Annotated in this window: 19 protein-coding genes; 17 read left to right on the top strand and 2 right to left on the bottom strand. The window is 44.3% G+C overall.

The window, feature by feature from the left end:
• The 12 genes from lpxA (at position 1) to BACSA_RS17015 (ending at position 17,580) form a co-directional block, all read left to right on the top strand.
• Positions 1-768 (top strand): acyl-ACP--UDP-N-acetylglucosamine O-acyltransferase, encoded by a 768-nt coding sequence (gene lpxA, locus BACSA_RS17070; protein ID WP_013619267.1) that lies wholly within the window; start codon positions 1-3, stop codon positions 766-768.
• 47 nt (positions 769-815) lie between these two features.
• Complete coding sequence (locus BACSA_RS17065) at positions 816-1,373, top strand: IS1096 element passenger TnpR family protein (protein WP_013619266.1); 558 nt, start codon at positions 816-818, stop codon at positions 1,371-1,373.
• 90 nt (positions 1,374-1,463) lie between these two features.
• Entirely contained in the window at positions 1,464-2,363 is a 900-nt protein-coding gene (miaA, locus tag BACSA_RS17060) for a tRNA (adenosine(37)-N6)-dimethylallyltransferase MiaA (protein ID WP_013619265.1), read from the top strand.
• 836 nt (positions 2,364-3,199) lie between these two features.
• Entirely contained in the window at positions 3,200-4,066 is an 867-nt protein-coding gene (locus BACSA_RS17055) for an AraC family transcriptional regulator (protein ID WP_013619263.1), read from the top strand.
• 12 nt (positions 4,067-4,078) lie between these two features.
• Positions 4,079-4,831, top strand: coding sequence for an MBL fold metallo-hydrolase (locus BACSA_RS17050; protein WP_013619262.1), 753 nt, complete (start codon positions 4,079-4,081; stop codon positions 4,829-4,831).
• A 70-nt stretch (positions 4,832-4,901) separates the two neighbouring features.
• Positions 4,902-6,242 (top strand): cytidylate kinase family protein, encoded by a 1,341-nt coding sequence (locus BACSA_RS17045; RefSeq protein WP_013619261.1) that lies wholly within the window; start codon positions 4,902-4,904, stop codon positions 6,240-6,242.
• 17 nt (positions 6,243-6,259) lie between these two features.
• Positions 6,260-8,269 (top strand): AAA family ATPase, encoded by a 2,010-nt coding sequence (locus BACSA_RS17040; RefSeq protein WP_013619260.1) that lies wholly within the window; start codon positions 6,260-6,262, stop codon positions 8,267-8,269.
• Positions 8,270-8,294: 25 nt separating this feature from the next.
• Positions 8,295-9,284, top strand: a complete 990-nt coding sequence (rhuM, locus tag BACSA_RS17035; protein WP_013619259.1) for a virulence protein RhuM/Fic/DOC family protein — start codon at positions 8,295-8,297, stop codon at positions 9,282-9,284.
• Between the two features lie 454 nt (positions 9,285-9,738).
• A complete protein-coding gene (locus BACSA_RS17030) occupies positions 9,739-12,948 on the top strand; it encodes a helicase-related protein (RefSeq protein WP_245546558.1) in 3,210 nt (1,069 codons plus the stop codon).
• 13 nt (positions 12,949-12,961) lie between these two features.
• Complete coding sequence (locus BACSA_RS17025; protein ID WP_013619257.1) at positions 12,962-16,351, top strand: Eco57I restriction-modification methylase domain-containing protein; 3,390 nt, start codon at positions 12,962-12,964, stop codon at positions 16,349-16,351.
• A complete protein-coding gene (locus BACSA_RS17020) occupies positions 16,341-17,261 on the top strand; it encodes a DUF2971 domain-containing protein (protein ID WP_013619256.1) in 921 nt (306 codons plus the stop codon). The genes BACSA_RS17025 and BACSA_RS17020 overlap by 11 nt, the downstream gene beginning before the upstream one ends.
• 130 nt (positions 17,262-17,391) lie before the next feature.
• The gene (locus BACSA_RS17015) at positions 17,392-17,580 is read left to right on the top strand and encodes a DUF1016 N-terminal domain-containing protein (protein WP_013619255.1); all 189 of its coding nucleotides are present in this window, start codon (positions 17,392-17,394) and stop codon (positions 17,578-17,580) included.
• 181 nt (positions 17,581-17,761) lie between these two features.
• Here BACSA_RS17015 and BACSA_RS17010 read toward each other — a convergent pair whose 3' ends face one another.
• Both BACSA_RS17010 and nadC read right to left on the bottom strand, forming a co-directional pair.
• Positions 17,762-18,382 carry a DUF4923 family protein gene (locus tag BACSA_RS17010; protein WP_013619254.1) on the bottom strand — a complete coding sequence of 207 codons (621 nt, stop codon included), beginning with the start codon at positions 18,380-18,382 and terminating at the stop codon, positions 17,762-17,764.
• 7 nt (positions 18,383-18,389) lie between these two features.
• A complete protein-coding gene (gene nadC, locus BACSA_RS17005; protein WP_013619253.1) occupies positions 18,390-19,244 on the bottom strand; it encodes a carboxylating nicotinate-nucleotide diphosphorylase in 855 nt (284 codons plus the stop codon).
• A gap of 92 nt (positions 19,245-19,336) precedes the next feature.
• Between nadC and rlmH the strand changes: the two genes are divergently transcribed.
• From rlmH to BACSA_RS20770, 5 genes are all read left to right on the top strand, one after another.
• Entirely contained in the window at positions 19,337-19,807 is a 471-nt protein-coding gene (gene rlmH, locus BACSA_RS17000) for a 23S rRNA (pseudouridine(1915)-N(3))-methyltransferase RlmH (protein WP_013619252.1), read from the top strand.
• 162 nt (positions 19,808-19,969) lie between these two features.
• A complete protein-coding gene (locus tag BACSA_RS16995; protein ID WP_013619251.1) occupies positions 19,970-22,363 on the top strand; it encodes a TonB-dependent receptor in 2,394 nt (797 codons plus the stop codon).
• A 51-nt stretch (positions 22,364-22,414) separates the two neighbouring features.
• Entirely contained in the window at positions 22,415-23,869 is a 1,455-nt protein-coding gene (locus BACSA_RS16990; RefSeq protein ID WP_013619250.1) for a DUF4374 domain-containing protein, read from the top strand.
• 201 nt (positions 23,870-24,070) lie between these two features.
• The gene (locus tag BACSA_RS16985; protein ID WP_013619249.1) at positions 24,071-25,006 is read left to right on the top strand and encodes a PepSY-associated TM helix domain-containing protein; all 936 of its coding nucleotides are present in this window, start codon (positions 24,071-24,073) and stop codon (positions 25,004-25,006) included.
• A 24-nt stretch (positions 25,007-25,030) separates the two neighbouring features.
• Positions 25,031-25,162, top strand: coding sequence for a hypothetical protein (locus BACSA_RS20770; protein WP_262501221.1), 132 nt, complete (start codon positions 25,031-25,033; stop codon positions 25,160-25,162).
• The last annotated feature ends 8 nt before the right edge of the window (positions 25,163-25,170 follow it).

Genomic DNA, 25,170 nt, shown 5'->3' with positions numbered 1-25,170 from the left:
ATGATAAGTCCATTAGCATACGTACATCCGGAAGCAATCATAGGGGAAAACGTCGAAATCGGTCCCTTTGTATTCATCGACAAGAACGTGGTCATTGGCGACAACAATACCATTATGCCTAATGCGAACATCTTATACGGTTCACGCATAGGCAACAACAACCGTATCTTTCCGGGAGCCGTCATCGGAGCCATTCCGCAAGACCTGAAGTTCCGGGGAGAAGAGACCACAGCCGAAATAGGCGACAACAACACCATACGCGAGAATGTGACTATCAACCGGGGCACCGCAGCCAAAGGGAAAACCATCGTAGGAAACAACAACCTCCTCATGGAAGGCGTACATGTGGCACACGACACCCATGTCGGAAGCGGATGCATCATCGGAAACTCCACGAAAATGGCAGGTGAAGTCATCATCGACGACAACGCCATTGTAAGCGCCAACGTACTGATGCACCAGTTCTGCCGGGTGGGAGGATACGTCATGATACAAGGCGGATGCCGGTTCAGCAAAGACATCCCTCCTTATATTATCGCAGGGCGCGAACCCATTGCCTATAGCGGCATCAACATTGTAGGCCTGCGCCGGCGCGGATTCTCGAACGAACTGATAGAGAATATCCACAACGCCTACCGCATCATCTACAATAACGGAAAGAACGTGACCGATGCCCTGCAACAAGTAAGAGAAGAAATACCGATGAGTCCCGAAATCGAATACATCGTTTCTTTTATCGAAAATTCGGAAAGAGGCATCATCCGATAAAAAATTTTTGTACCTTTACCGCATCAATTCAAGTTTAACGAAAGATTATGGTATACAAATTTAGAATCATATCAGACGAAGTGGATGATTTCATAAGAGAAATCAAAATCGATTCGGATGCTTCATTCTACGACTTGCATGAAGCTATCCTGAAATGTACAGGCTATAAGGATGACCAGATGACTTCTTTCTTCATCTGCGACGATGACTGGGAAAAAGAAATTGAAATCACGCTGGAAGATATGGGAGCAGGAAGCTCGGAAGAAGATACATTCGTCATGAAAGATACCCGCCTGAGTGAACTGCTGGAAGATGAAAAGCAAAAGCTGCTCTATGTATTCGACCCCTTGGCTGAACGCGTATTCTTCATCGAACTGTCGGAAATCATCACCGGGAAAGACCTCCAACATGCCACTTGCTCACGGAAAGAAGGAAATCCGCCCCAACAAGTCATCGACTTCGACGAGCAAATGAAGAAAATGGATTCATCACTGGACTTAGACGAGAACTTCTACGGAGACCAGGAATACGATATGGACGACTTCGACCCCGACGGATACGACATTGGGAGCGGAGGAAATCCGTATGACGAAGATAAATACTAATTTTTTAATGAAGAATGAAGAAATAAGAATGAAGAATCGGTTGAACACCTTACTCATTCTTCATTCTTCATTCTTTAATTCTTCATTTTTATGACCCTCATCGTCCTCATTGGCGCTACAGGCGTAGGCAAAACCGAATTAAGCCTGTCCATCGCCGAAACCTACCACACTTCCATCCTCTCGGCGGATTCCCGCCAGCTTTATGCCGATTTGAAAATAGGTACGGCAGCTCCTACTCCCAGCCAACTGGCACGGGTTCCCCATTATTTTGTAGGCACATTACAACTCACCGATTATTACAGCGCAGCACAATACGAGGCAGACGCACTCAAAAAGCTGGACGAACTTTTTAAAGCACACGATGTGGTGGTGCTGACCGGAGGCTCGATGATGTACGTCGATGCCGTATGCAAAGGCATTGACGATATCCCCACGGTAGATGCCGAAACACGCCGGCTGATGATGGAAAGATATGAACAAGAAGGGTTGGAACGCCTCTGCAGCGAACTGAAGCTTCTGGATCCGGAATATTATCAGACCGTTGACTTGAAGAACCCCAAACGGGTTATCCATGCCCTCGAAATCTGCTATATGACGGGAAAGACCTATACTTCTTTCCGAACCCGCACACAAAAACAACGCCCTTTTCACCTCCTGAAAATCGGATTGAAGCGCGAACGAGAAGAACTATATGCCCGCATCAACCTTCGGGTAGACCAGATGATGGAAGAAGGATTATTGGAAGAAGCCCGCAAGGTTTACCCCTTCCGGCATCTCAATTCACTGAACACCGTAGGCTATAAAGAACTCTTCAAATACTTTGACGGAGAATGGGACCTTCCTTTCGCCATCGAAAAAATCAAGCAAAACTCCCGCATCTACTCACGCAAACAAATGACGTGGTTCAAGCGAGACACCGACATCACATGGTTTCATCCCGACCAAAAAGAAGAAATCCTGAACTTTATCAGCCAACATACCGCCCAATAATGCCAATATGGCGGAATATCCATACATCCTGCCCATTTGTCAGCCCCTGACTGACAAAATATCCCCTCTTCTACGATAAAGCCCTCAAATACTTCCGCATTTTTTGACTTAGGTCAATAAAACAAGGGAAAAGCCAAAATATATGCTATAAAACATATTTTGAAAGCAAAAAGGCAGTATATTTGCAGTGTAATTAAAGAACAACAAGTTCTAGAACTTAACTAAACTATAAGATTTAAGGTAAAAAAAGATTGAAAAGAAAAACATCAAAGGCCAGCCGTGAGGTTCGCCGGAGATTTAAAGGATAACAAAACCAATATTGAAAGTTAAACAAAAGTTAGATTTAAGTTTTCAGGTATTATTAACTAAAAAAGAAAGGATAACATTATGAAAAAGGTAAAAAACATTTTTCACAAGATTGCCAATGCAGATCCGATGATCTGGGGTTATGTAATGCTGAACGACAGACTCAGCAAGTAAACAACAAAAAGTAAGCTAAAGCCCAAAAAGCAGTAGCTTTTAGTAAAGAATCTGATAAATGCCGAAAGGCTTTTTGTAAATAATCAAAAAAGCGGTTACACCATTGTGCAATCGCTTTTTTCCGTTTATAGCCACGCAATAAAAACGGCCGGTACATGTACTCTCTACATCCCGGCCGACAACGTAACCTTAACTATTAATTTATGATAGCAAAGGTAATGGATATTTTTACAAAAAAATTGAACAAAACACACGCACTATTGTCGTATATTCACAAAAGTATCTAAATTTTCCCCCCTTTAGCATACACCTGCCCATAATATTGTATATATTCGCAAAGCTAACGGGAGAAAACCATGAACAATGTCATTTACGAACAAGTAGCGCAAAATACAGAAAACTCATTCTTCTACCGCCGTTGTACATCGTGGTACAAAAGCGCGATAGGCTATCACCAGCATCCGGAACTGGAAATCGGATTCGTCATCAAAGGCGGAGGACAACGCATTACGGACGATTTCATCGAAAACTTTCGGGAAGGTGACATCATCATCATACCTGCCAACATCCCCCATTGCTGGATATACGACAAACTGGCGTGTCCGGCAGACGAAAGGATAGAAGAAGCATTCATCCAGTTTCCGCAAGCTTTTCTTGACCGCCTTTCCCGCTTTGCCAAAGAATTTCAAGAAACCGCTTCGTTCTATACCAACCTGAAACAATGCTTGTCGGTACAAGGGGAAGGAGCGGAAGAAATACGTCACATCCTGCTGGAGTTCGAAAACTACAATGAACAACAACGGCTCATTGGTTTTTTGCAAATCCTCATGCTCGCATCCTGTTCCGGCAACAGCAGATACATCGGCCATCATGCATTCAACGGCATACCCATTCATAAAAACAAACAACGCCTGCAGGCCGTCTACAAATACATCATCGAAAACTACCATCGGAAAATCACGCTGGGCGAAGTGGCAGACCACATTGCCATGAACAAAAACGCTTTTTGCCTTTTCTTCAAAAAGTCAGTCAACGAGCCTTTTACGGTATACCTCAACCGTTTCCGCCTGCAAATGGCGGTTACATTGCTCAACCGCACCGACCAAAACATATCCGAAATTGCTTATGCGGTAGGCTTTGCCGACATCCCCTACTTCAACCGCTGTTTCAAGAAAGAATACGGCATCTCGCCAGCCGAATACCGAAGTAAATATAAAAGATAACCAAAGATATATATGAAACTGACCTACATCTTCCATAGCGGCTTTGCCTTAGAAACCGAAAATTGCATGCTGGTCTTCGACTATTGGCTGGATCCGGCACATGTTATCGACGGATTGCTGAAATGCGACAAACCGATGTACGTGTTTGCCAGCCACTTCCACGAAGACCATTTCAACCGTGACATCTTCACTTGGAAATCAATTAAACCGGACATCACTTATCTCCTTTCGAAAGATATCTTGAAACACCGTAGAGCCAGACGTGACGAAGCCGATGCATGGCTTGCCAAAGGAGGAAGCTGGCAAGACCGGCACATCCATGCCACCGCTGCCGGAAGCAACGATAGCGGCGTGTCGTGGGTGGTGCAGACCGAAGGCAAAACCCTCTTTCACGCAGGCGACCTGAATAACTGGTACGCCCGCTTCCTGACCGATGACTATACAGGCGGAACCATATACAGCCCCGAATTCGGTATGGAAATCGACCCCGAGAAAGAAGAAAAACGCTATTTAGGCGAACTGAAAGACATCCGCAAGCTTACCGCCGGCTTCGACCTCGTAATGTTTCCCATAGACGGACGTATCGGAAATGGCTATACACGCGGAGCCCGCCAGTTCATCGACCGCTTCCGGGTAGGATTGCTTGTCCCCATGCACTTCGTTGCCAGCGGATTCCAATCGGCAAGCCGGATGAAAGAATTTGCCGATGCCAAAGGCGTTGAATTCTGGTGCATCAAAAAAGAAGGAGAGAGCATCGAACGTTAAAGCCGCAAAATATCTATTCAGTATGCCGGATTTTATGTAACTTCGCCAGCGTTTTCTAATATGCAAGCCTATGAATATCAAGAGAAGCAAAGAAGAGTGGACACGCCGCTACATCAGCTTTATCGCCATTCTATTTATCATCGCTTTCGGCACTTCATTGTCCATTCGGGCCAACCTTGGTTCATCGCCCATATCCGCCCCTCCTTATATCCTGTCGCTTATTCCGGGCATGAATCTCACCATGGGGCAACTCACTATCTGCATGCACGTATTTTTCATCTCCATTCAGATGCTATTATTGCGCAAGGATTTCGAAAAGCGCCAGTATGCACAGATTCTGGTATCCTTCCTTTTCGGATTTTATACCGACCTGACGATGTGGATGACCGGATTCCTGCAGATTCCGTTCGATATGAATCCGATGATTGGTTATCCGTTAAGGCTTATCGAGTTGCTCATCGGAGGAGCGGTTTTAGCTTTCGGCATCGCATGCGAGGTACGTTGCGATTCGTTGATGCTGGCAGGTGAAGGGCTTCCGCTGGCCATCTCCAGATTTTTAAAACGTGATTTCGGAAAAGTGAAAATCTGCTCCGATACGTCTCTGGTACTTATCGGCACGATATTCATGTTCATTTACTTTGGTGAATGGAGCTGGAAACTAATTGGCGTAGGTACCCTGATTTCGATGTTCTATGTCGGCATAATGGTCCGTGTATTCTCACCGCACATCGCATGGCTCGACAAGATATTCATTCCCCAAAGTGAACGTTCCGCTTCCGCAAAGGCTATCCCCGGCGATGAATGGGAAGGCCATTGCATCATCACCATTGCCCGGATGTATGGAAGTGGCGGAAACGCCGTGGGCGAAGCAGTGGCACACAAGTTAGGATGCCCGTGTTATAACCGGCAGATTATCGACCAAACCGCCCGGCAGATGGGATACTCCACGGAATTTGTAGCAGAAAACGAGCAAAACATTCCTACCGCCCGTTTATGGGAACTGATATTCACCGATAGCGGCATTCCGGCATCCCTGAATCCTTCGAAAGAAGACGCCATTTTCGTAAGCCAAAGCCGCACCATCCGCGGATTGGCTCACAACGGGCCGTGTGTCATTATCGGCAGGTTGGGCAACTGGATTCTGCGGGATAACCCACACATACTCCGGGTCTTCATCCGGTCCGGTTTAGACTTTGCCGTAAATCAGCTTACCGGAAGATTTCACATTTCGAAAGAGGAGGCAACCAGAAAAATCGAGCGCGTAAATACCGGTAGAGCCAACCATTACCGTCACTATACCGGAAAGCAATGGACCGACATCAACGAATATGACCTGATAATCAATACAGACTATACAGGCATCGACGGGGCTGTAGACATGATTCTACGCGCAGCCAAGAATCTGAAATGAATAAAAAAGCGTTCCGAATGACACATCCGATTGAAATAGATACCGCCAACGCCGAGTTCCAGAATGCATTGAAGCTCATCCAGTATACCCGCCAATCCGTATTCCTTACGGGAAAAGCAGGAACAGGTAAGTCTACCTTCCTGAAATACATCTGCCAGACCACCAAAAAGAAATACGTAGTGCTGGCTCCTACGGGCATCGCCGCCATCAATGCCGGAGGCAGCACCCTGCACAGTTTCTTCAAGCTGCCTTTCCATCCGTTGCTGCCCGATGACCCCAACTTCAGCCTAAGAGGAAACAAACTGCAAAGCTTCCTGAAATATACCGCCGACCGGCGCAAGCTGATAAAGAACATCGAACTGGTCATCATCGACGAGATTTCGATGGTGCGCGCCGACATCATCGACTTCATCGACAAAGTATTGCGTGTATACTCACAAAACATGCGCGAACCTTTCGGAGGCAAACAGCTGCTGCTGGTGGGCGATGTGTACCAGCTGGAACCGGTAGTGAAAAACGACGAGCGCGAAATCATCAACCGTTTCTACCCCAACCCCTATTTCTTCTCGGCACGGGTGTTCCAGCAAATGGAACTGGTATCGGTAGAGCTGACCAAGGTGTACAGGCAGACCGACCGCATATTTGTCAACGTGCTCGACCACATCCGCACCAATACCGTCGGCTCTGCCGACTTACAACTGCTCAACACCCGTTATCAGGCACCACTGGGCTCGGGCGAGAACGACCTTTACATCACATTGGCTACCCGGCGCGACAACGTAGACTTCATCAATGAACAACGCCTTGCCGCCCTGCCCGGCGATGCTGTCACGCTGAAAGGTGAAATCCATGGCGAATTTCCCGAAAGCAGCCTCCCCACACTGATGGAACTGACCGTGAAACCCGGTGCACAAATCATCTTCATCAAGAACGACCCGGAGAAACGATGGGTAAACGGCACCATCGGCATCCTTTCAGGCATCGATGCCGAAGGTATCCTTTACGTAACCACCGAAGAAGGAAAAGAACTCGACGTGCGCCGCGAAAGCTGGAGCAACATCCGCTACCGGTATAACGAAGAAGAGAATAAGATAGAAGAGGAAGAACTGGGCACCTTCACGCAATATCCCATCCGACTTGCCTGGGCAATAACGGTACACAAAAGCCAGGGACTTACCTTCAGCCGCGCCATCATAGACTTTACCGGAGGAGTATTTGCCGGAGGACAAACCTACGTGGCATTAAGCCGGTGTACCTCACTGGACGGCATCTGCCTGAAGCGGGAGATAAGTCGTGCCGACATCTTCGTACGTCCCGAAATCGTTTCCTTCGCCCACCATTTCAACGACCAGCAGGCTATCGAGCGTGCCATGAAGCAGGCGCAAGCCGACATCGAATATACCGCTGCCGTCAAGGCATTCGACAAAGGTGACTTCGAAACTTGCCTCGACCATTTCTTCAAGGCCATCCATGCCCGATACGACATCGAAAAGCCCTTGCAACAACGCTTTATCCGCAAAAAGTTAGGCATCATCAACCGGCTAAAGGCAGAAAACCTCCGCCTGAAAGAAGAAATGCGGGAATCGAAGAAAAGCCTGCAGAAATATGCCGAAGAATATTACCTGATGGGAAACGAATGCATCACCCAAGCCCACGACACGCGTGCCGCCCTGGCAAACTACGACAAAGCCATCGAACTGTACCCCGAATACGTCGATGCCTGGGTGCGCAAAGGCGTCACGCTTTTCAATGCCAACCGGATAAACGAAGCACGCGAATGTCTGAACCAAGCCGTAAACCTGCGCCCCAACGAGTTCAAAGCCGTATACAATCGGGGCAAACTGCTCCTGCACACAGGCGACATCGAGGGTGCCATGACCGACCTGGACAAAGCAACCTCGCTAAAGCCCCAGCACGCCGGCGCTCAAGAATGTTTCGCCGATGCCCTTTCGCAAGCCAGCAAAGAGATAGAAGCGGCGATACATTACCGGCTGGCGGAAGAAATACGGAAAAAGAAGAAGAAATAAAAGGATTAACCCAAAGGATAATATTATGAACCTGAGTGATAAAATTGTAATTTACCGTACTGCTGATGGGCAGACCACCGTAGATGTCAGAATGGATGGGGATACGGTGTGGCTTTCACAAGCGCAAATGGCAGAACTGTTTCAAACAGACAGAACTTCCATTTTAAGACATATAAAGAACATTTATAAAACTGGAGAATTGGAGGAAAATCCAACTTGTGCATTTTTTGCACAAGTTCGCACAGAAGGCAAAAGAACTGTTACTCGACAAATACCTTATTATAACTTAGACATGATTATTTCGGTCGGTTATCGAGTAAACTCTTTACGCGGCACGCAATTCCGCATTTGGGCAAATAAAGTATTAAAAGAATATCTGGTGAAAGGTTATGCCGTCAATAAAGCTTTGACGGAACAACGCTACACGGAATTGAAACAGCTGGTCGCCGTCTTGGGCAGGACGGTCAAGGCACAAGAGGCATTGACTTCCGATGATGCCCTCAATCTGGTAGAAGTGGTTTCCGATTATGCTTATGCCCTCGATACACTGGACAAGTACGATTATCAGCAGTTGGCGGTAGAGCAGACTACGAACGAAGCCAAGTTCCGTGCAACGTATGAAGGTGCCATGCAAGCTATCGAAGAACTGAAGGCAAAGTTCGGCGGAAGCCAATGGTTCGCCCATGAGAAAGACGATTCGTTCAAGAGTTCCATCGGGCAGATATACCAGACATTCGGCGGACAAGACCTCTATCCGTCGGTAGAAGAAAAAGCCGCCATGTTGCTCTACCTCGTCACAAAGAATCATTCGTTCAGCGATGGCAACAAGCGCATTGCCGCAACGCTCTTCTTATGGTTTATGTCAGGAAACGGCATTCTTTACAATACGGACGGCACAAAGCGCATCGCCGACAACACCCTTGTTGCTCTTACGCTGATGATTGCCGAAAGCCGTACGGAAGAAAAGGATGTAATGGTAAAGGTCGTAGTAAACCTGATAAACAAAAACAATTAACTGCTTCAGGCATAAAAGATAGCTGATACGCTTCATTCACATTACTCCGCTCAAATTACGATTACTAATCGTACAGCGTTACGATTACTAATCGTACAGGCTGACGATTACTAATCGTGCATACAACGCAGCTATATGTGTTCATCAACTCAGATAGCTTTATCGAAATCATATCCCAGCTTATACGCTTCTTCATGACCACTTCTAAAACGTTTATCCGTCTGTAGAAGAAAAGAGACATAATAGAGAAAGCCGTGATGCACCTAATGAACAAGAACGATTAACTGTATTTCTTTTTCAAGAAAGCTGTATTTTTCCGTTTATTATGCTTACTTTTGTAGGGGACACAGCTAAGTGTCAAGTATAGATTTAAGAAACGGATAATTAGCAAACATCAATGACGGTTGAACAAAACAGCTTTATAACCAATCAGGAAAAACTGTTGTCGGATATAATGAATGGAATATTACCTAAAACAGCCTCAACAGACATTTTAGTGGGATATTTCTATTTTTCCGGCTATAAGTTGCTGGCTGAGAATTTGGCAGATAAACAGATTCGTATTCTGGTAGGACTTGATATAGATACACAAATCACGAAGTATGTCCGCGAAGTCGATTCATTCGCACGGACAATACAATCGCGTGGACAAATCAGGGAAGACTTCTTTAACCAGTTTATACGATTGTTCAACGATACGGACTTTTTGGATGGAGCAGAACAATTGGAGTCATTTGCCATTTTTCTCCATAAGATAAAAGACGGCTCGTTAGAAATCCGAAAAACGGAAGATCCTTGTCATGCCAAGATGTATTTGTTTGAATATAGAGACGAAATCAATGAAGGCGGTGAGCAACCCGGATGTGTCATTACCGGTTCAAGCAATCTTTCTTATCAAGGCTTAGCGGGTAGGGTAGAAATCAATGCACGTTTCAATGACAAGCAGTCTTATATAGATGCCCAAAAGATTTTCAATGAACTATGGAATACCTCTGTAGTGATTGTCGATGCCAATAATTTAGAGACCTTTAATGAAAAAGTAATCAAGCATATTTGGTATGAGAAATTGCACAGACCTTATCTGATGTATATCCGGGTGCTGCATGAATACTTTTCCATACCTTCTAAAGACAATATATTGATGCCGTATGACATCACCGGGGGCAGATATTCCAACCTGAAATATCAGACAGATGCCGTACAGCTTGCACTCCATGCCATTGAAAACCATAACGGAGCGATTATTGCCGATGTGGTCGGCTTGGGCAAGAGCATTATTGCTTCCACCATAGCCCGCAATTTAAGCATGCGCTGCATCATTGTAGCTCCTCCACACCTCAAGTCTCAATGGGAAGCCTATCGGGACGAGTTCGGATTTACAGCATCCGTGTTCAGCAGCGGACAGATAGAACATGCGCTCACCTATTATCGGGAAATCGTAAAAGAAGGAGAGACCTATCTGATAATTATTGACGAAGCACACCGCTTTCGCAATGAATACACACAAGATTATACGAACCTGCACAATTTATGCAGTGGCAATAAAGTCTTATTGTTGACCGCAACCCCCTTCAACAACCGACCGGAAGATATTTACTCGATGTTAAAACTCTTCCAGATACCTTCTAAGTCTACATTGAAAACCGTGGAAAACTTGGGTGCGTCTTTCAGGGAATTAATTGCTGCCTATAAGCAACTGACCGTCAACCAGCGCGAAGGCAAACTGTCTGATGAGGAAGTGAAGCGCGATGCAGAATTGATATCGAAACGTATCCGTTCCATTATCAGCCCGTTGGTAATCCGTCGTTCACGCATTGACTTGCAGGAGATTCCAAGTTACAGGGAAGACTTAAAGCTGCAACATATCGAACCGTTGATTCCGGATGACCCTGTGGAATTGGAATACGATTTAAGCGCATATAAAGAACTGTATCTTGACACACTTGACCTGATAGATTCCACAGAAAAGAAGAAAGACGAGAAAACACGTTTCAAGTCGGCACGTTATATGCCTGTAACCTATGTCATCCCTGAAATGGAAAAGAAACTGGCGAAAGAACTGGAAGACAAGACAGGAGTGAAATACAACCTGTTAGTAGGACGGCAAATCAACGTTTCGAGTTTCATGCGCAAACTGCTTGTCCAGCGGTTTGAAAGTTCGGTTGCAGCCTTCCAGCGCTCACTTGACTTTATGATTCGTTCCAACGAGAATATATTGGCTTGGATAGAAAAAGTACACAAGATTCCGGTATTCAAAAAAGGGAACTTGCCCGATGTGACAGATTTTTATGAATCGACGGATGACGGTATGGAAGAGATTGAAGAAGCGTTTGAACGATACACCAAACGTGGTTTTTTCGAAATAGACATGAAATACATCCAACCGTCTTTTGTAGAAGATGTCAAGTCGGATATTTCCGTATTGAAATCCATTCAGGAAAAATGGTTTGGCAAAAAGAATGAAATCCGTTTCGACCCTAAACTGGAATCGTTTAAGAAAGTGCTTTGCCAGAAACTGGAGGAAGAACCGGAACGAAAACTGATAGTCTTTTCCGCCTTTGCGGATACGGTGGACTATTTGGGCAAAGTCCTTTCCGCCCAAGGCAATCCCTATCGTATCCTGAAATATACCTCTGCCGATTCGTCCGCAAAGAACAAGGAGCTTATCCGCACCAATTTTGATGCCGGACTAAAGATAGAGTTGCAACAGAATACCTATCAGGTATTGATAGCCACCGATGCCATATCCGAAGGTTACAATCTGCACCGGGCAGGGGCGATATTCAATTATGACATCCCCTACAACCCGACACGGGTCATCCAGCGGATAGGACGTATCAACCGAATCAATAAAAAGGTATTCGACCACCTTTATATATATAACTATTTCCCGACGGATGTAGGGGAAACGGAAGTGCGTACCAAAGAAATCTCTACATTGAAAATGGCAATGATTCATGCCATTATGGGCGAAGATACCAAAGTGCTGACTAAAAATGAGGAACTACGCTCCTACTTTGCCGAACGCTACAGGAAGGAACTGGCTAAAAGTGAAACAGCTTCGTGGGACAACCGTTACCGCACGTTGTTGGATCAACTGAAGGGAACAGACGAATATCGGGCTGCTCTGGCTATACCACACCGTAGCCGCATCGCCCGTCATGTACAGAAACCGGACCAAGGTGTCTTATTGTTCGGCAAGAAAGGCAATGATTTTATTTTCAAGATAGGCGCAGACAATGGCACTGAACAGTTGTCTGCCGAAGAGGCAATCGCCTTGTTCGAAGCCATGGATACTGAAGAGCCTTTTGCCGTTTCAGCCGATTTCGACCGCATATACCAGCGTGTCAAAAGAACGCTTTTCAATCGGAACACACCTGTACGGCATAATCCGGAAGTATTGAAAGCCTTGTCTAAAATCAAGGTAATGATAGACCGGAAAGCGATAGACGCAGACTATCTGCAAGACTTGAAGGCAGTAGCAGAAAACGACGGACTGTCCGGTTATGAACTCCGTTACATCAACAAATTATTGCCTAAGGAGTACACCAAACTCCCCACCGTAATAACATCCGACTATCTGATACGTATCTTGGAAACAAGTGCACGTGTCATGGAAGGCGAAGAAACCCTTATATTATCAGAAGAAATTGTAAACCCCTAAAGAAAGATAACCCATGTATTTTGACCAACCCTATAACCGCCATGAATTTGTCAGTTTTTTAAGACACGACTTTCTGCCAAACCTAGATTTCGTACAGGAAGAAACACCTGTTGCTTTTCCTATCCAAACACAATATTGTTGTGATATAGCGACAAAGTTAGGGACTTGCCAATCGCTTGATTTGGTGATATATGAAATCCGTCATCACTCTAAATCAGATGCACGTGTCGGGATGTCTAAAGAAGCATTCCGTCTATTGGCAAATGAGTTTGAAGATAAAGCATTAGTCATTTTTATACCCGAAGATAACACGGACAATTACCGTTTATCTTTCATAGAAATAACACTTCATCAAGACGAAGATTCCAGTCGGGTAAAGAAAACTTATTCCAATCCCCGTCGTTACTCCTATTATTTAGGCAAAGGCATCGCTTGGTATACTCCCAATAAGTATCTGAACGAAGCAGGACGTGTTACTTCCATAGAAGATTTGCGTAATCGATTCTCGGTAGAGGTATTGACCAAATCGTTCTATCAGGAATTGTCGGATTGGTATGCATGGGTGGTGAAGATTATACGTTTCCCCAATAAACTGAATGACCCGACAGATGATGACAAATTCAATGCTGAAAGTACCATTCGGCTGGTAACCCGTCTGATATTCGTATGGTTCTTAAAGCAGAAGAGTTTGATACCGAATGAGTTTTTTGACAGGGATTATATCAAGGACAATCTGTTGGAGGATTTTAATCCGGAATACAACCCTAGTTTGTTTTACAATGCAGGCGAAAGCAAATATTATAAAGCCATTTTGCAGAACCTCTTCTTTGCCATGCTGAACAGCCCTATTACCAAAGAGGGGGAAACAGAATTGAGTGAACGGCATTTCCGCAAAAACAGAGGAGATTACGACAACAACAAACTGATGCGATATGAATCGCTTTTCGCCAATCCTCAACTGTTTGTGGACTTGGCAAACCGTACTGTTCCTTTTTTGAATGGAGGCCTGTTTGATTGCTTGGACGATAAAGACGCAGACAATTACATTGACGGTTTCTCAGACCGGAAAGAAGTGCAGGAATCCTTGTTTGTTCCAGACTATATTTTCTTTGCGAAGGAAGTAATCGTGGATTTGTCGCACTGGTATGAGGATAAAAAGAAGAAAAAGGTAAAGGTCAGTGGCATACTGAACATATTGAAACGCTATAACTTTACCATTGAAGAAAATACACCATTCGACCAAGAAGTATCGCTCGACCCGGAATTGTTGGGTAAAGTGTTTGAAAACCTGCTTGCCTCTTATAATCCGGAAACCCAGACCACGGCACGCAAGCAGACCGGTTCGTTCTACACGCCTCGTGAGATTGTACAATATATGGTAGACGAAAGTCTGGTGGCACATTTGAAACGGACTGTTGGCGAAGAGCTTGAATCTCAATTCCGTCAACTGATGCAATACACAGACGATGAAGTAAACTTAACAGATGAACAACGGAAGCGGATTATGCAGTCGCTCTATAACTGCAAGATTCTTGACCCCGCTTGTGGTTCGGGTGCTTTTCCTATGGGTATGCTGCAACAGATGGTGCATATCCTTAGCCGCATAGATCCAGGCAATACTCAATGGAGAGAAATGATGCTTGATATGGCTGCTAACAAAACGTCAGAGGTTGATCGCACGGGCTCTTCAGAATATCTGGAAATCAAAGCTGATATTATCAGAAGTTTTGATGAGAATATCAACCGTCCGGACTATGCTCGTAAACTTTACCTGATTGAGAATTGCATTTATGGTGTCGATATTCAGTCTATTGCCATTCAGATTAGTAAACTCCGTTTCTTCATTTCGTTAATCGTTGACCAAAAAACGAATAATAATCCAGCCGATAATTTTGGTATCCGTCCGCTGCCTAATCTGGAAGCAAAGTTTGTAGCTGCCAATACGTTGATTCCTTTGACTAAACATGAAGGCGAATTGGGCAGAACACCTGCCGTCATTGCAATAGAGGATAACTTAAAAGAAGCAAATCACAAGATATTCCGTGCAAAGTCTGTCAAAACAAAACGCCGTTGGAAAGACCGCTTGAAAGAATTGCGCAAAGATTTGGCTACCCAATTAGTAAACGATGGATTTTTATCGGCTGATTCGGCTAATCAGTTGGCTTCGTGGGATATGTTCGACCAAAATGCTTCTGCCTCATTCTTTGATGCAGAATGGATGTTTGGGGTAAAGGATGGATTTGATATTGTGATTGGTAATCCGCCATATGGTGCGAAATTTTCAAAAAATGAAAAGCAATTGTTAAAATCGATTTATCAACATCAGAATTATCAACCTGAAAGCTATTTATTCTTTTTGGAAAAAGGAATTGAGCTTACTAAAACAGCAGGAATACTTTCTTTTATCATACCTAATACATGGCTAATTAATTTGAAATGTGTAAAAATACGGCAATATATATTTAATTTCAAAACAATACTTTCAATTTCCCATTACCATAAATCTGTTTTTGATGCAATAGTAGATACAGAAGTTGTAATTATTAAGAATATGAGAACAATAGACAATACAGTCTACATAAATAATCATACAGTCAAAGAAACAAGTGTTTTATCACAAAACCAAAGACGATGGGCTAAAGAGAATGGAAATCCCGTAAACATATTTATTTCTGAACAAGATGAACAAATTATAGACAAAATAATGAATGAAAGTATATGCTTGAGTGAAATAGCTAATGTATACGCTGGACTTGTTCCTTATGAAGAAGGCAAAGGAAATCCTCCTCAAACACGAGAAATGATGAAAGCTAAAATTTATAATTCTACTTATAAAATAGATGATTCTTATCGAAAAGCAATACGTGGTACTGATATTAATAGATATGTCAATTTATGGAATGGTAAGAGATGGCTAAAATATGGGAATAATCTAGCTGCTCCTCGTAAAAGTAATATATTTGATAATGATAAAATAATTGTAAGACAGACAGGAGATTCAATTATAGCAACATATGATGCTGAAAAATTTGTTTGCTTTAAAAATACTCATGTTATTAATGGTAAACAAGGTACAAATTTATATTATGTATTAGGACTTTTGAATTCTAAGCTCATTAATTACTATTTTAGATATTTGAATCCTGAAACGGGAGAAACATTAGCTGAAGTTAAGAAAGAAATAGTTGAGAAATTAAGAATTAAACAATCCTCATATGAACTAGAACTTGTCGATATTGTGAAGGAAATATTGACAATCAAGATGGTCAATGTTGATGCTGATACCTCAACATTAGAAAATAATATAGATTTAATGGTCTATCATCTTTATGGTCTAACTTACGATGAAGTATTAATTGTCGACCCTCAAACGCCTATAACTCAAGATGAATATGAAAAATAAAAATTCTTTTCTTACAAATCTTAAAGATTTTGATAAATACTTTCCCGAAGATTGTGCAGCACTTCTACTTCCAGGGAGACTATTAGTTGGAAAGAACAAATATTCAAAGCTCTATCATACAACATCACTAAATTCATTTATGTTAATCTGGGCAAAGAAGAGATTGAGATTTGCTCCTTTGACAGGTGTGAATGATATGAAAGAGATCACCTTATCCATAAGTGATGAAAGTCCGCAACGATTACCAATGTTATTTGCCATGCAAGATGTAAGAAAAGCATATAAGCAAATAAGCTTTACGATGGACTTCAATTCTTCAATTAAAGGATACGCTTCACCTTTACTTTGGGGCGTATATGGTGATAAAAATAAGGGCGTTTGTATAGAATTGGATTATAATAAGCTCAATCTGCCGACAAATTGTTTTCACGGTATTGTTGAATATGAAAATAGAACTAAACATCAAATTGAAATACCAAAAGATGTCGTATCTATCAATTCTTTAAAATCTTTCATTCGGTTGCATCAAAAAGAACTATTTTTTATGAAAGACAAATGTTGGGAGCATGAAAACGAATACCGAATAATTAGTGATGCTGATGAGTATTTGGATATTACAGATGCCATAACTTCTGTTTACGTAGCAGAGCTTGACGGACTAACATTTGAAATAGTTGATGAATTACTAAAAGATACGAATGTGAAATTTGGATACGTACATGTTGATAAAGATAGTGGGGTTTTATTTTCATCGGATGCAAGGAAATATAAAGAGAGCGTAAATTCAGCTCTAAATAATCCAAACAATTGCTTGTTACCTATTTCCGAACAGGCTAAAAATTATTATGAATCACTCAAAAATAACCCAGATGCAGACCTCACAAAAATAGAGTATAACTTACACAATTAAATGAATTATATAAAGTAATGAAATTCCTCTGTAAAGAAGGACTTTCAGTAAATGAAAATCTTGAAAAAGCAGATGAATTGGAAAATGAATTTATTTGAATATTAAGCAAAATCCACATTAGATAAATATTATGACCCGATTAATCAAAACCGATAAAGACTACGCCTCATGGATTGAAGAGCTTAGTCAGAGATATAGAAAGAGCCAGATTAAAGCGGCAACCCATGTCAATAGTGAGATGCTGCAATTCTATTGGTCGCTGGGACGTGATATTGTGACGCTTCATGCGAAAAGCCGTTGGGGAGATGAGATATACTAAAAGACGATATATGCCTTACAATGAGTATTTCACCAATTCACCCCCAAGTTGGGGGTGAAATTCCTGTGTGACAAGGCACTCAGCAAGACGAATGATGTTTCGCATTTCATCTCCGATTGAATATAAAAAAAGCTGTCTCAATTTGAAACAGCCTCTTTTATAAAGATTTCCACTTCTGAAACTATTGTTTTTCCAATGCGAAACCTAATTGCAAACCGTCGTATTCGTTCAATAACGAGTTGGCTGTACTCAGCACCGAATTTGATGAATTACTTCCTAAAGCACCGCCTATCGTCTGAATCAACGACATCACTTTGTCCGCCTTGAAAAGCAAGCTCATCTTTTTAGGTTCCAATACATTATGCGACACCGTAGCATTAAACTTCAAGCCCAATTTGGTTTTCAATTGCAACTCGTTCGTCTCGGAATCGTATGTATAAGTGCCACTGGTCGTACGCCCTTTGACTGTAGAAGTATATGTTCCGTCTTCATTAAAGGTATAAGTGCATCCTTCGGTAAACCCCAGTTTATCCAAAATATCGGTCATCTTCTCTTCCACCTTTTTGGAAGCAACCTCACCTCCGGCTTTCGCCAACAGGTTATCGCTGGTAAACTTGCAATCGGGACTGGCATAACGCCACGAACCTTCTATCGAAAATGCCGCCGCCCCTGCTTTGCCATCCGTTATCGCATTGGCGACACCCGAAAGAATCGATTTCCAGTCTTGTGCCTGAGCCATTCCGCAAAAAGCGAAACACAAAGCGACCAGCAACGCTCCTTTTACAATAACATTTCTATTCATAAGCCATTCAACACGCTTTAAAGCTCATATCAAGTCCTTTTACCGAATGGGTCAAAGCACCTACCGAAATGAAATCAACTCCGCATTCAGCATAATCGCGGAGCGTATCAAAGGTAATGCCTCCCGATGATTCTATTTCGTAACGCCCGCCTACCATTTCTACTGCCTTACGTGTATCAGCCGGCGTGAAATTGTCCAGCATAATGCGGTCTACTCCTCCTAAATCAAGCACTTGCTGAAGCTCGTCTAAATTACGGACCTCAATTTCAATCTTCAGGTCTTTTCCTTTTACCTTACAATATTCCTTCGCGCGCAATATCGCTTTATCGATTCCTCCGGCAAAATCCACATGATTGTCTTTCAGCAGAATCATGTCAAACAAACCGATACGGTGATTTACGCCACCTCCTATCTTTACAGCCATCTTCTCAAGGATACGCATGCCCGGAGTAGTCTTGCGCGTGTCCAGCACCCGTGTTTTTGTACCAGCCAGACGCTCTACGTACTTATGCGTCATGGTGGCGATGCCACTCATACGCTGCATAATGTTCAGCATCAGCCGTTCGGTCTGCAAAAGCGACTGTACTTTACCCGAAACGACCATCGGCACATCACCCGGCTTTACATGGGTACCGTCGTTGATGAACACTTCTACCTGAAGTGTCGGGTCGAAACGGCGGAACACTTCTTTTGCCACTTCAATGCCTGCCAGAATACCTTCTTCTTTAATCAGCAATTTCGATTTTCCCATAGCATCTGCCGGAATACACGACAACGTAGTATGGTCGCCGTCACCTATATCTTCGGCAAACGACAGATCTATCAAACGGTCGATCAAGTCTTTTACTATTTTCTCATCCATAGTGTTCTTTATTTTTAATACCAATCGCAAGCAAAGGTACGGATTAATTCATATCTTTGCAAAAAGAAAAAATTAAAACCTGATTAAAGAGCATGAAATTTATGTTATTGGTTGTGGGCAAGACTGTAGAAAAACATTATATTGCCGCCATCGAAGACTATCTGCAACGCATCAGACATTACATCTCCTTCGACATAGAAGTGATTCCGGAACTGAAGAACACGAAAAGCCTCAGCACCGGACAAATAAAGGAAAAAGAAGGCGAACTGATAGTAAAAGCCCTCCAGCCGGGCGATGTCCCCGTATTGCTTGACGAGCACGGAAAGGAATTCCGCTCCATCGAGTTCGCCGCATGGATCGAACGGAAAATGCATACCGCCAAGCGTCTGGTATTTATCATAGGCGGTGCATACGGATTCTCGCAAGCCGTCTACCAGGCAGCACAAGAAAAAATATCCTTATCAAAAATGACGTTCTCGCATCAGATGATACGACTGATTTTTACAGAACAGCTCTACCGTGCCATGAGCATCCTGAACAACAGCCCTTATCATCACGAATAACCTCCCTTTTTTCTATTGAACGCAGATGCTTCTACCTATAAATAGGGATTAAAAGCCCAAATACCTGTTCGTAAATACCTATTTTTGGTGATTGACTTCAGTCCGCCTCTTCCCTAACTTTGCGCCTGAATTTAAACAAAACAAAAATAACGCAAAACGAATATGGTAAAACACTGCGCCTGCACATTATTGTTCTATATAATATGCACCCTCTCTGTTTCAGCACAAAGCCAGGGACTCGTATCCGGGAAAGTCCTTTCTACAGACAAAAGCATCATTGATTTCGCTACAGTTTACTTAAAAGGCACCCAATATGGATGCACTACGAACGAAGAAGGGCTTTATCACCTGAAAGCTCCTGCCGGGACCTATACCTTGGCAATATCAGCCATCGGATACAGCACACATGAAGAACAAATCACGATTCCCGCCCAAGAACGCATCCGGAGAAACATTGTCCTGAAACCGGAGGCACAAGAGCTGGACGAAGTGGTTGTCGTATCCAACGGAGTAAGCCGGGTCAAAAGGTCGGCATTCAATGCCGTAGCGGTCGATACAAAAGAATTGCACAACTCCACCAAGAGCCTGAGCGAAGCCTTGATGCAACTTCCAGGACTGAAATTGCGTGAATCGGGCGGCGTAGGTTCGGATATGCAATTGATGTTAGACGGTTTTTCGGGCAAACATGTGAAAATATTTATCGACGGCGTACCGCAAGAAGGAGCGGGAACCGCCTTCGATATCAACAACATCCCCGTCAATTTTGCAGAACGCATCGAAGTATATAAAGGTGTAGTTCCCGTAGGTTTCGGCACAGATGCCTTGGGCGGTGTCATCAACATTGTGACCAACAAACGCCGCCGGAGCTGGCATTTGGACGCCTCCTATTCTTACGGTTCATTCAACACCCATAAATCGTATGTCAACTTCGGGCAAACGTTCCGAAACGGACTGATGTACGAAATAAACGCTTTCCAGAACTTTTCGGACAACGATTATTACATCGATAATTACATCACCGAGTTCGGAGAAGACGGAATTACGGAAAATACCGACCGCAACAAGATATACCACGTAAAGCGTTTTAATGACCAGTTCCACAATGAAGCGGTTATCGGAAAAATCGGTTTGGTAGACAAGCCTTGGGCAGACCGCCTGATGGTGGGATTCAACTATTCGCATTTCTATAAGGAAATACAGACCGGCGTATACCAATACATCGTATTCGGAGAAAAACACCGCAAAGGACATTCTTTTGTCCCTTCGCTGGAATACAACAAACGTGACCTGTTCACCAAAGGGCTGGACGTGATGCTGACCGCCAACTACAACCATAACCTGACAATGAACATTGATACCGCGTCTTATAAATACAATTGGCTGGGCGACCGGAAATATACCGGAAGCAAGGGCGAGCAATCGTATCAGGACAACGAATCGAAAAATACCAACTGGAACGCCACGTTTACGGCAAACTACCGCATCGGGACGATTCATTCGTTTACCCTGAATCATGTTTTAAGCACCTTCAAGCGTACTACCCGCTCGAAGGTAGACGGAAGTTCAAAGTTATCAGACTTCAGCATCCCCAAAATCACCCGCAAGAACATCACCGGACTTTCGTACCGCCTGATGCCGACAGACAAGTGGAACCTGTCGGCATTCGGGAAATATTATAACCAGTACAATCAAGGTCCCGTATCGCAAAGCGAAGACGGAGTGGGCAACTATGTAGACATGACACGCAAGACCAGCTCTTTCGGATACGGAGCCGCAGGCACCTATTTCATTATCGAAGGGCTTCAGGCAAAATTATCGTATGAAAAAGCCTACCGTCTGCCTACAACCGACGAACTTTTCGGAGACGAAGACCTGGAAGCCGGCAAAACCGACTTGAAGCCGGAAAAGAGTGACAACATAAACTTCAATCTGAGTTATAACCGCCAGTTCGGCAAACATGCCCTTTATGTAGAAGGAACATTGATTTACCGCGACACGAAAGACTACATCAAACGCGGGCTGGATGCCATCGGAGGCATGAGCTATGGGATATACGAGAATCACGGACGGGTGAAAACAAAGGGATTCAACGTTTCGGCACGCTATGCCTATTCAAAATGGTTCTCGCTGGGCGGCACATTTAATAATATCAATGTGCGCGACGACGAACGGTACCGTGCCGGGAATACCCAACAAGAAAGCACCACTTACGGGCAACGCATTCCAAACCAGCCCTATACATTCGCCAACTTCGATGCCACGTTCACCTGGCACGACCTTTTTGCAGAAGGAAATGTGCTGACGCTTACCTATGACGGATATTATCAGCATGAGTTTTCCCTGTATTGGGAACACTTGGGCGACCCGCGCTCGAAAAGCCGCGTGCCCGAACAGTTCTCACACAACTTAAGTTTGGGGTATTCAATGAAAAACGGACGGTATAACATCTCCTTCGAATGCCGCAACTTTACAAACGAAAAGCTGTACGACAACTTCAGCCTTCAGAAAGCCGGACGTGCCTTCTACGGCAAGTTCCGAGTGTATTTTGGAAGTTGAAACGCAAAAGAACAATATATATCAAACGCTAATCATTAAATTAAAGAATATATGAAGAAAAAACATTTCTCTTGGGCATTTATCGCTGCCCTCTCTTTGAGTTGTACGTTTACAACAGCATGCAGTGACGACAATCCGGTACAAACAGAAGAGCCCACTCCTGATCCCGACCCCACTCCAGACACACCTTCGGAAACGTTAGCCCGTTTTGTCATAGTGACACAATCCGGGAACGACAATGGAGCGACTTATCTGGTGACCTCCGAATCGCTCGATGAAGGACAAGTGACCGCAAAAGGCAACGGATGGGAAACCGAATCGGCTTCCAACTGGATTTTCTATGGCGAACGTTACCTGTTCGGCTTCCAATACAACGACGGGAATAACGGAACCGGATTCTCTTTCAAATTAAGCAATAACGGAACAGTGACCGAAGACCGCCAATATACATTCAACCGTACCACAACTTACGGCACGTGGGGCGATAATGTCATTACCGCTTCTACCAATGCGGGAACAGCCGAACAAGACGAAGAAGGGAATTACGCCTACTACCTGCAATTCAATTATCTGAGCGTATTGGACGGAAACACCACCACAGGAAACCATATTGCCGAAAACTTTTTGGGCAATGGCGAGCGTGTGAGCTTTGCCGGTTTCGTAGAAGCCAACGGAAAGCTTTATACTTCGGTTGTCCCCATGGGCATGAGCCATTATGGAGTAAACACGTTCCCTTGGGCCATCCAGAAGCAAGAATACGTAGCGAATGCCGACGGAGGAAGCGGCTCGGGACAATATACCGCAGGAATGATTCCTTCTACCCAATATCCCGACAGTGCTTTCGTAGCCATCTATAGCGGAGACGATTTCGACGAGACTCCCGTCATTGCACGTACCGGTAAAATCGGATTTGCCAGCGGACGCATGCGCTCGCAATACTATCAGACCATTTGGGCTGCAGACAACGGCGACCTCTATGTATTCTCTCCGGGCTATGGACGTACCACTACCACTCCGGTTGTAAACCCCGACGGTACCCAATTCGAGCGCGTACAAGGGAAACTTCCTTCGGGTGTAGTACGCATCAAAGCGGGCGAAACCGACTTCGACGCTTCTTATTATGTCAATCTGGAAGAATTGGGAAACAAGAATCCGATGTTCCGATGCTGGCACATCGCCGAAGACAATTTCCTGCTTCAAATGTATAGTGAAGGGGCAGAAAACATGAGCGGAACCAGTGCGCCGCGCAATGAACTGGCTGTATTCAACGGCGAAGAAGGTACGCTGACCGTAGTGACCGGCCTGCCCGACGCTTCTACCTTGTCCAGCTTTGGCACTCCGTGCAGCGACAACGGCTATGCTTATATTCCCGTAGTGACAACAACCGGAGACAAACCGACCATCTACCGCATCGACCCTGCTACAGGCGAAGCCAAAGCCGGGCTTGTAATAGACGGGGCTGACTCTGTAACGGCATTGGGCAAGTTATCCGCAACCAGCAATTGATTCAATTACAGTAGAATAATATTGATTTGCAAAAAATAGAATAGAACACAGAGGCACGAAGACACTGCGTTTACGGAGAAAGGTTTAGCTCTGTGGATTTTGCCTTCTCCATGATTTATTTCTCCGTGTCTCTGTGCCTCTGTGTTCAATCTAAAAGAAATCACACGGATTAATAGATGTAGTGAATTAAACATACACGCAATGAAAAAACTATTCCGTAACATCCACCTTTGGCTTTCGCTTCCCTTGGGCATCCTCATCAGCATTATCTGCTTTTCGGGAGCCGCTTTGGTATTCGAACAGGACATTACGAAAGCCCTTCAAGGCGAGCTTTATTGCATAACCCCTCCTGCCAAAGACGCGAAAGCCCTTCCGCCTGCCCAGCTGATAGAAAACATCCAAGAGCAGGTTTCAGACTCCTTGCACCTTACCGCACTCCAGCTCTCACACAACCCCGAAGAAGCAGCCTTCGCATCTTTTCGCGAGACCGGAAAAAAACGGCTTAGCGTCAATCCATACACCGGCGAGACATTAGGCTGGACAAAGTCATATCCTTTTTTCCAAACCATGCGCAAACTGCACCGCTGGCTCATGGACCCTCCGGCATCGAAAGGTGAAAAGTCAGCAGGAAAGGTCATCGTAGGAGTTGCTACCCTGCTCATGGTATTCATCCTGATTAGCGGCCTGATTATTTGGATACCCCGCACCCGAAAAGCATTGAAGAACCGCCTGAGCGTATCGTGCACCAAGGGCTGGAGGCGTTTTTGGTACGACATGCATGTCTCCGTCGGCTTTTATTGCACGATATTCCTGCTGGTTATGGCACTGACCGGACTGACCTGGTCATTCAGTTGGTATCGCACGGCAGCTTATTCGCTCTTTGGCGAAAATCCAACGGCATCGGCACACCGTACAGACAAGGGTAAGGAAAAGCCCCGCAAAGAAGAAATAAAAATCACGTGGAAAGACGCTCAGGCTTCTGCTCCGCAAAGCATGAAAGGCTGGTTTTATGCTTTCCATACCGGAAGCTGGGGAGGAATGCCCACCAAAGTGCTGTATTTCTTAGCTGCCTTGTCCGGAGGCATCTTGCCCCTGAGCGGATATTACTTATGGTGGAAGCGGAAACATTATAAATGAAGAATGAAGAATCACGTTGCCCGTATGAAAATTCTTCATTATGAATGTCTGCATTTTACCAAATTGCCTGTAGGGGCGTATCGCATACGCCCGAAAGCGTCCACGTGGATAAGTTGGCGCATCTGGGCGTATGCGATACGCCCCTACATTGGCTAATTGCGGAT

The organism is Phocaeicola salanitronis DSM 18170 (genome assembly GCF_000190575.1).
Lineage (GTDB): Bacteria > Bacteroidota > Bacteroidia > Bacteroidales > Bacteroidaceae > Phocaeicola > Phocaeicola salanitronis.
The sequence above is the reverse complement of the archived record's forward strand: the minus strand, read 5'-3'. Positions and strand labels throughout refer to the sequence as shown.

Excerpts from the sequence above, each read along its gene's own strand:
- lpxA (WP_013619267.1), top strand. The coding sequence starts at position 1 with ATGATAAGTCCATTAGCATACGTACATCCGGAAGCAATCATAGGGGAA.
- BACSA_RS17065 (WP_013619266.1), top strand. The coding sequence starts at position 816 with ATGGTATACAAATTTAGAATCATATCAGACGAAGTGGATGATTTCATA.
- miaA (WP_013619265.1), top strand. The coding sequence starts at position 1,464 with ATGACCCTCATCGTCCTCATTGGCGCTACAGGCGTAGGCAAAACCGAA.
- BACSA_RS17055 (WP_013619263.1), top strand. The coding sequence starts at position 3,200 with ATGAACAATGTCATTTACGAACAAGTAGCGCAAAATACAGAAAACTCA.
- BACSA_RS17050 (WP_013619262.1), top strand. The coding sequence starts at position 4,079 with ATGAAACTGACCTACATCTTCCATAGCGGCTTTGCCTTAGAAACCGAA.
- BACSA_RS17045 (WP_013619261.1), top strand. The coding sequence starts at position 4,902 with ATGAATATCAAGAGAAGCAAAGAAGAGTGGACACGCCGCTACATCAGC.
- BACSA_RS17040 (WP_013619260.1), top strand. The coding sequence starts at position 6,260 with ATGACACATCCGATTGAAATAGATACCGCCAACGCCGAGTTCCAGAAT.
- rhuM (WP_013619259.1), top strand. The coding sequence starts at position 8,295 with ATGAACCTGAGTGATAAAATTGTAATTTACCGTACTGCTGATGGGCAG.
- BACSA_RS17030 (WP_245546558.1), top strand. The coding sequence starts at position 9,739 with ATGAATGGAATATTACCTAAAACAGCCTCAACAGACATTTTAGTGGGA.
- BACSA_RS17025 (WP_013619257.1), top strand. The coding sequence starts at position 12,962 with ATGTATTTTGACCAACCCTATAACCGCCATGAATTTGTCAGTTTTTTA.
- BACSA_RS17020 (WP_013619256.1), top strand. The coding sequence starts at position 16,341 with ATGAAAAATAAAAATTCTTTTCTTACAAATCTTAAAGATTTTGATAAA.
- BACSA_RS17015 (WP_013619255.1), top strand. The coding sequence starts at position 17,392 with ATGACCCGATTAATCAAAACCGATAAAGACTACGCCTCATGGATTGAA.
- BACSA_RS17010 (WP_013619254.1), bottom strand. The coding sequence starts at position 18,382 with ATGAATAGAAATGTTATTGTAAAAGGAGCGTTGCTGGTCGCTTTGTGT.
- nadC (WP_013619253.1), bottom strand. The coding sequence starts at position 19,244 with ATGGATGAGAAAATAGTAAAAGACTTGATCGACCGTTTGATAGATCTG.
- rlmH (WP_013619252.1), top strand. The coding sequence starts at position 19,337 with ATGAAATTTATGTTATTGGTTGTGGGCAAGACTGTAGAAAAACATTAT.
- BACSA_RS16995 (WP_013619251.1), top strand. The coding sequence starts at position 19,970 with ATGGTAAAACACTGCGCCTGCACATTATTGTTCTATATAATATGCACC.
- BACSA_RS16990 (WP_013619250.1), top strand. The coding sequence starts at position 22,415 with ATGAAGAAAAAACATTTCTCTTGGGCATTTATCGCTGCCCTCTCTTTG.
- BACSA_RS16985 (WP_013619249.1), top strand. The coding sequence starts at position 24,071 with ATGAAAAAACTATTCCGTAACATCCACCTTTGGCTTTCGCTTCCCTTG.
- BACSA_RS20770 (WP_262501221.1), top strand. The coding sequence starts at position 25,031 with ATGAAAATTCTTCATTATGAATGTCTGCATTTTACCAAATTGCCTGTA.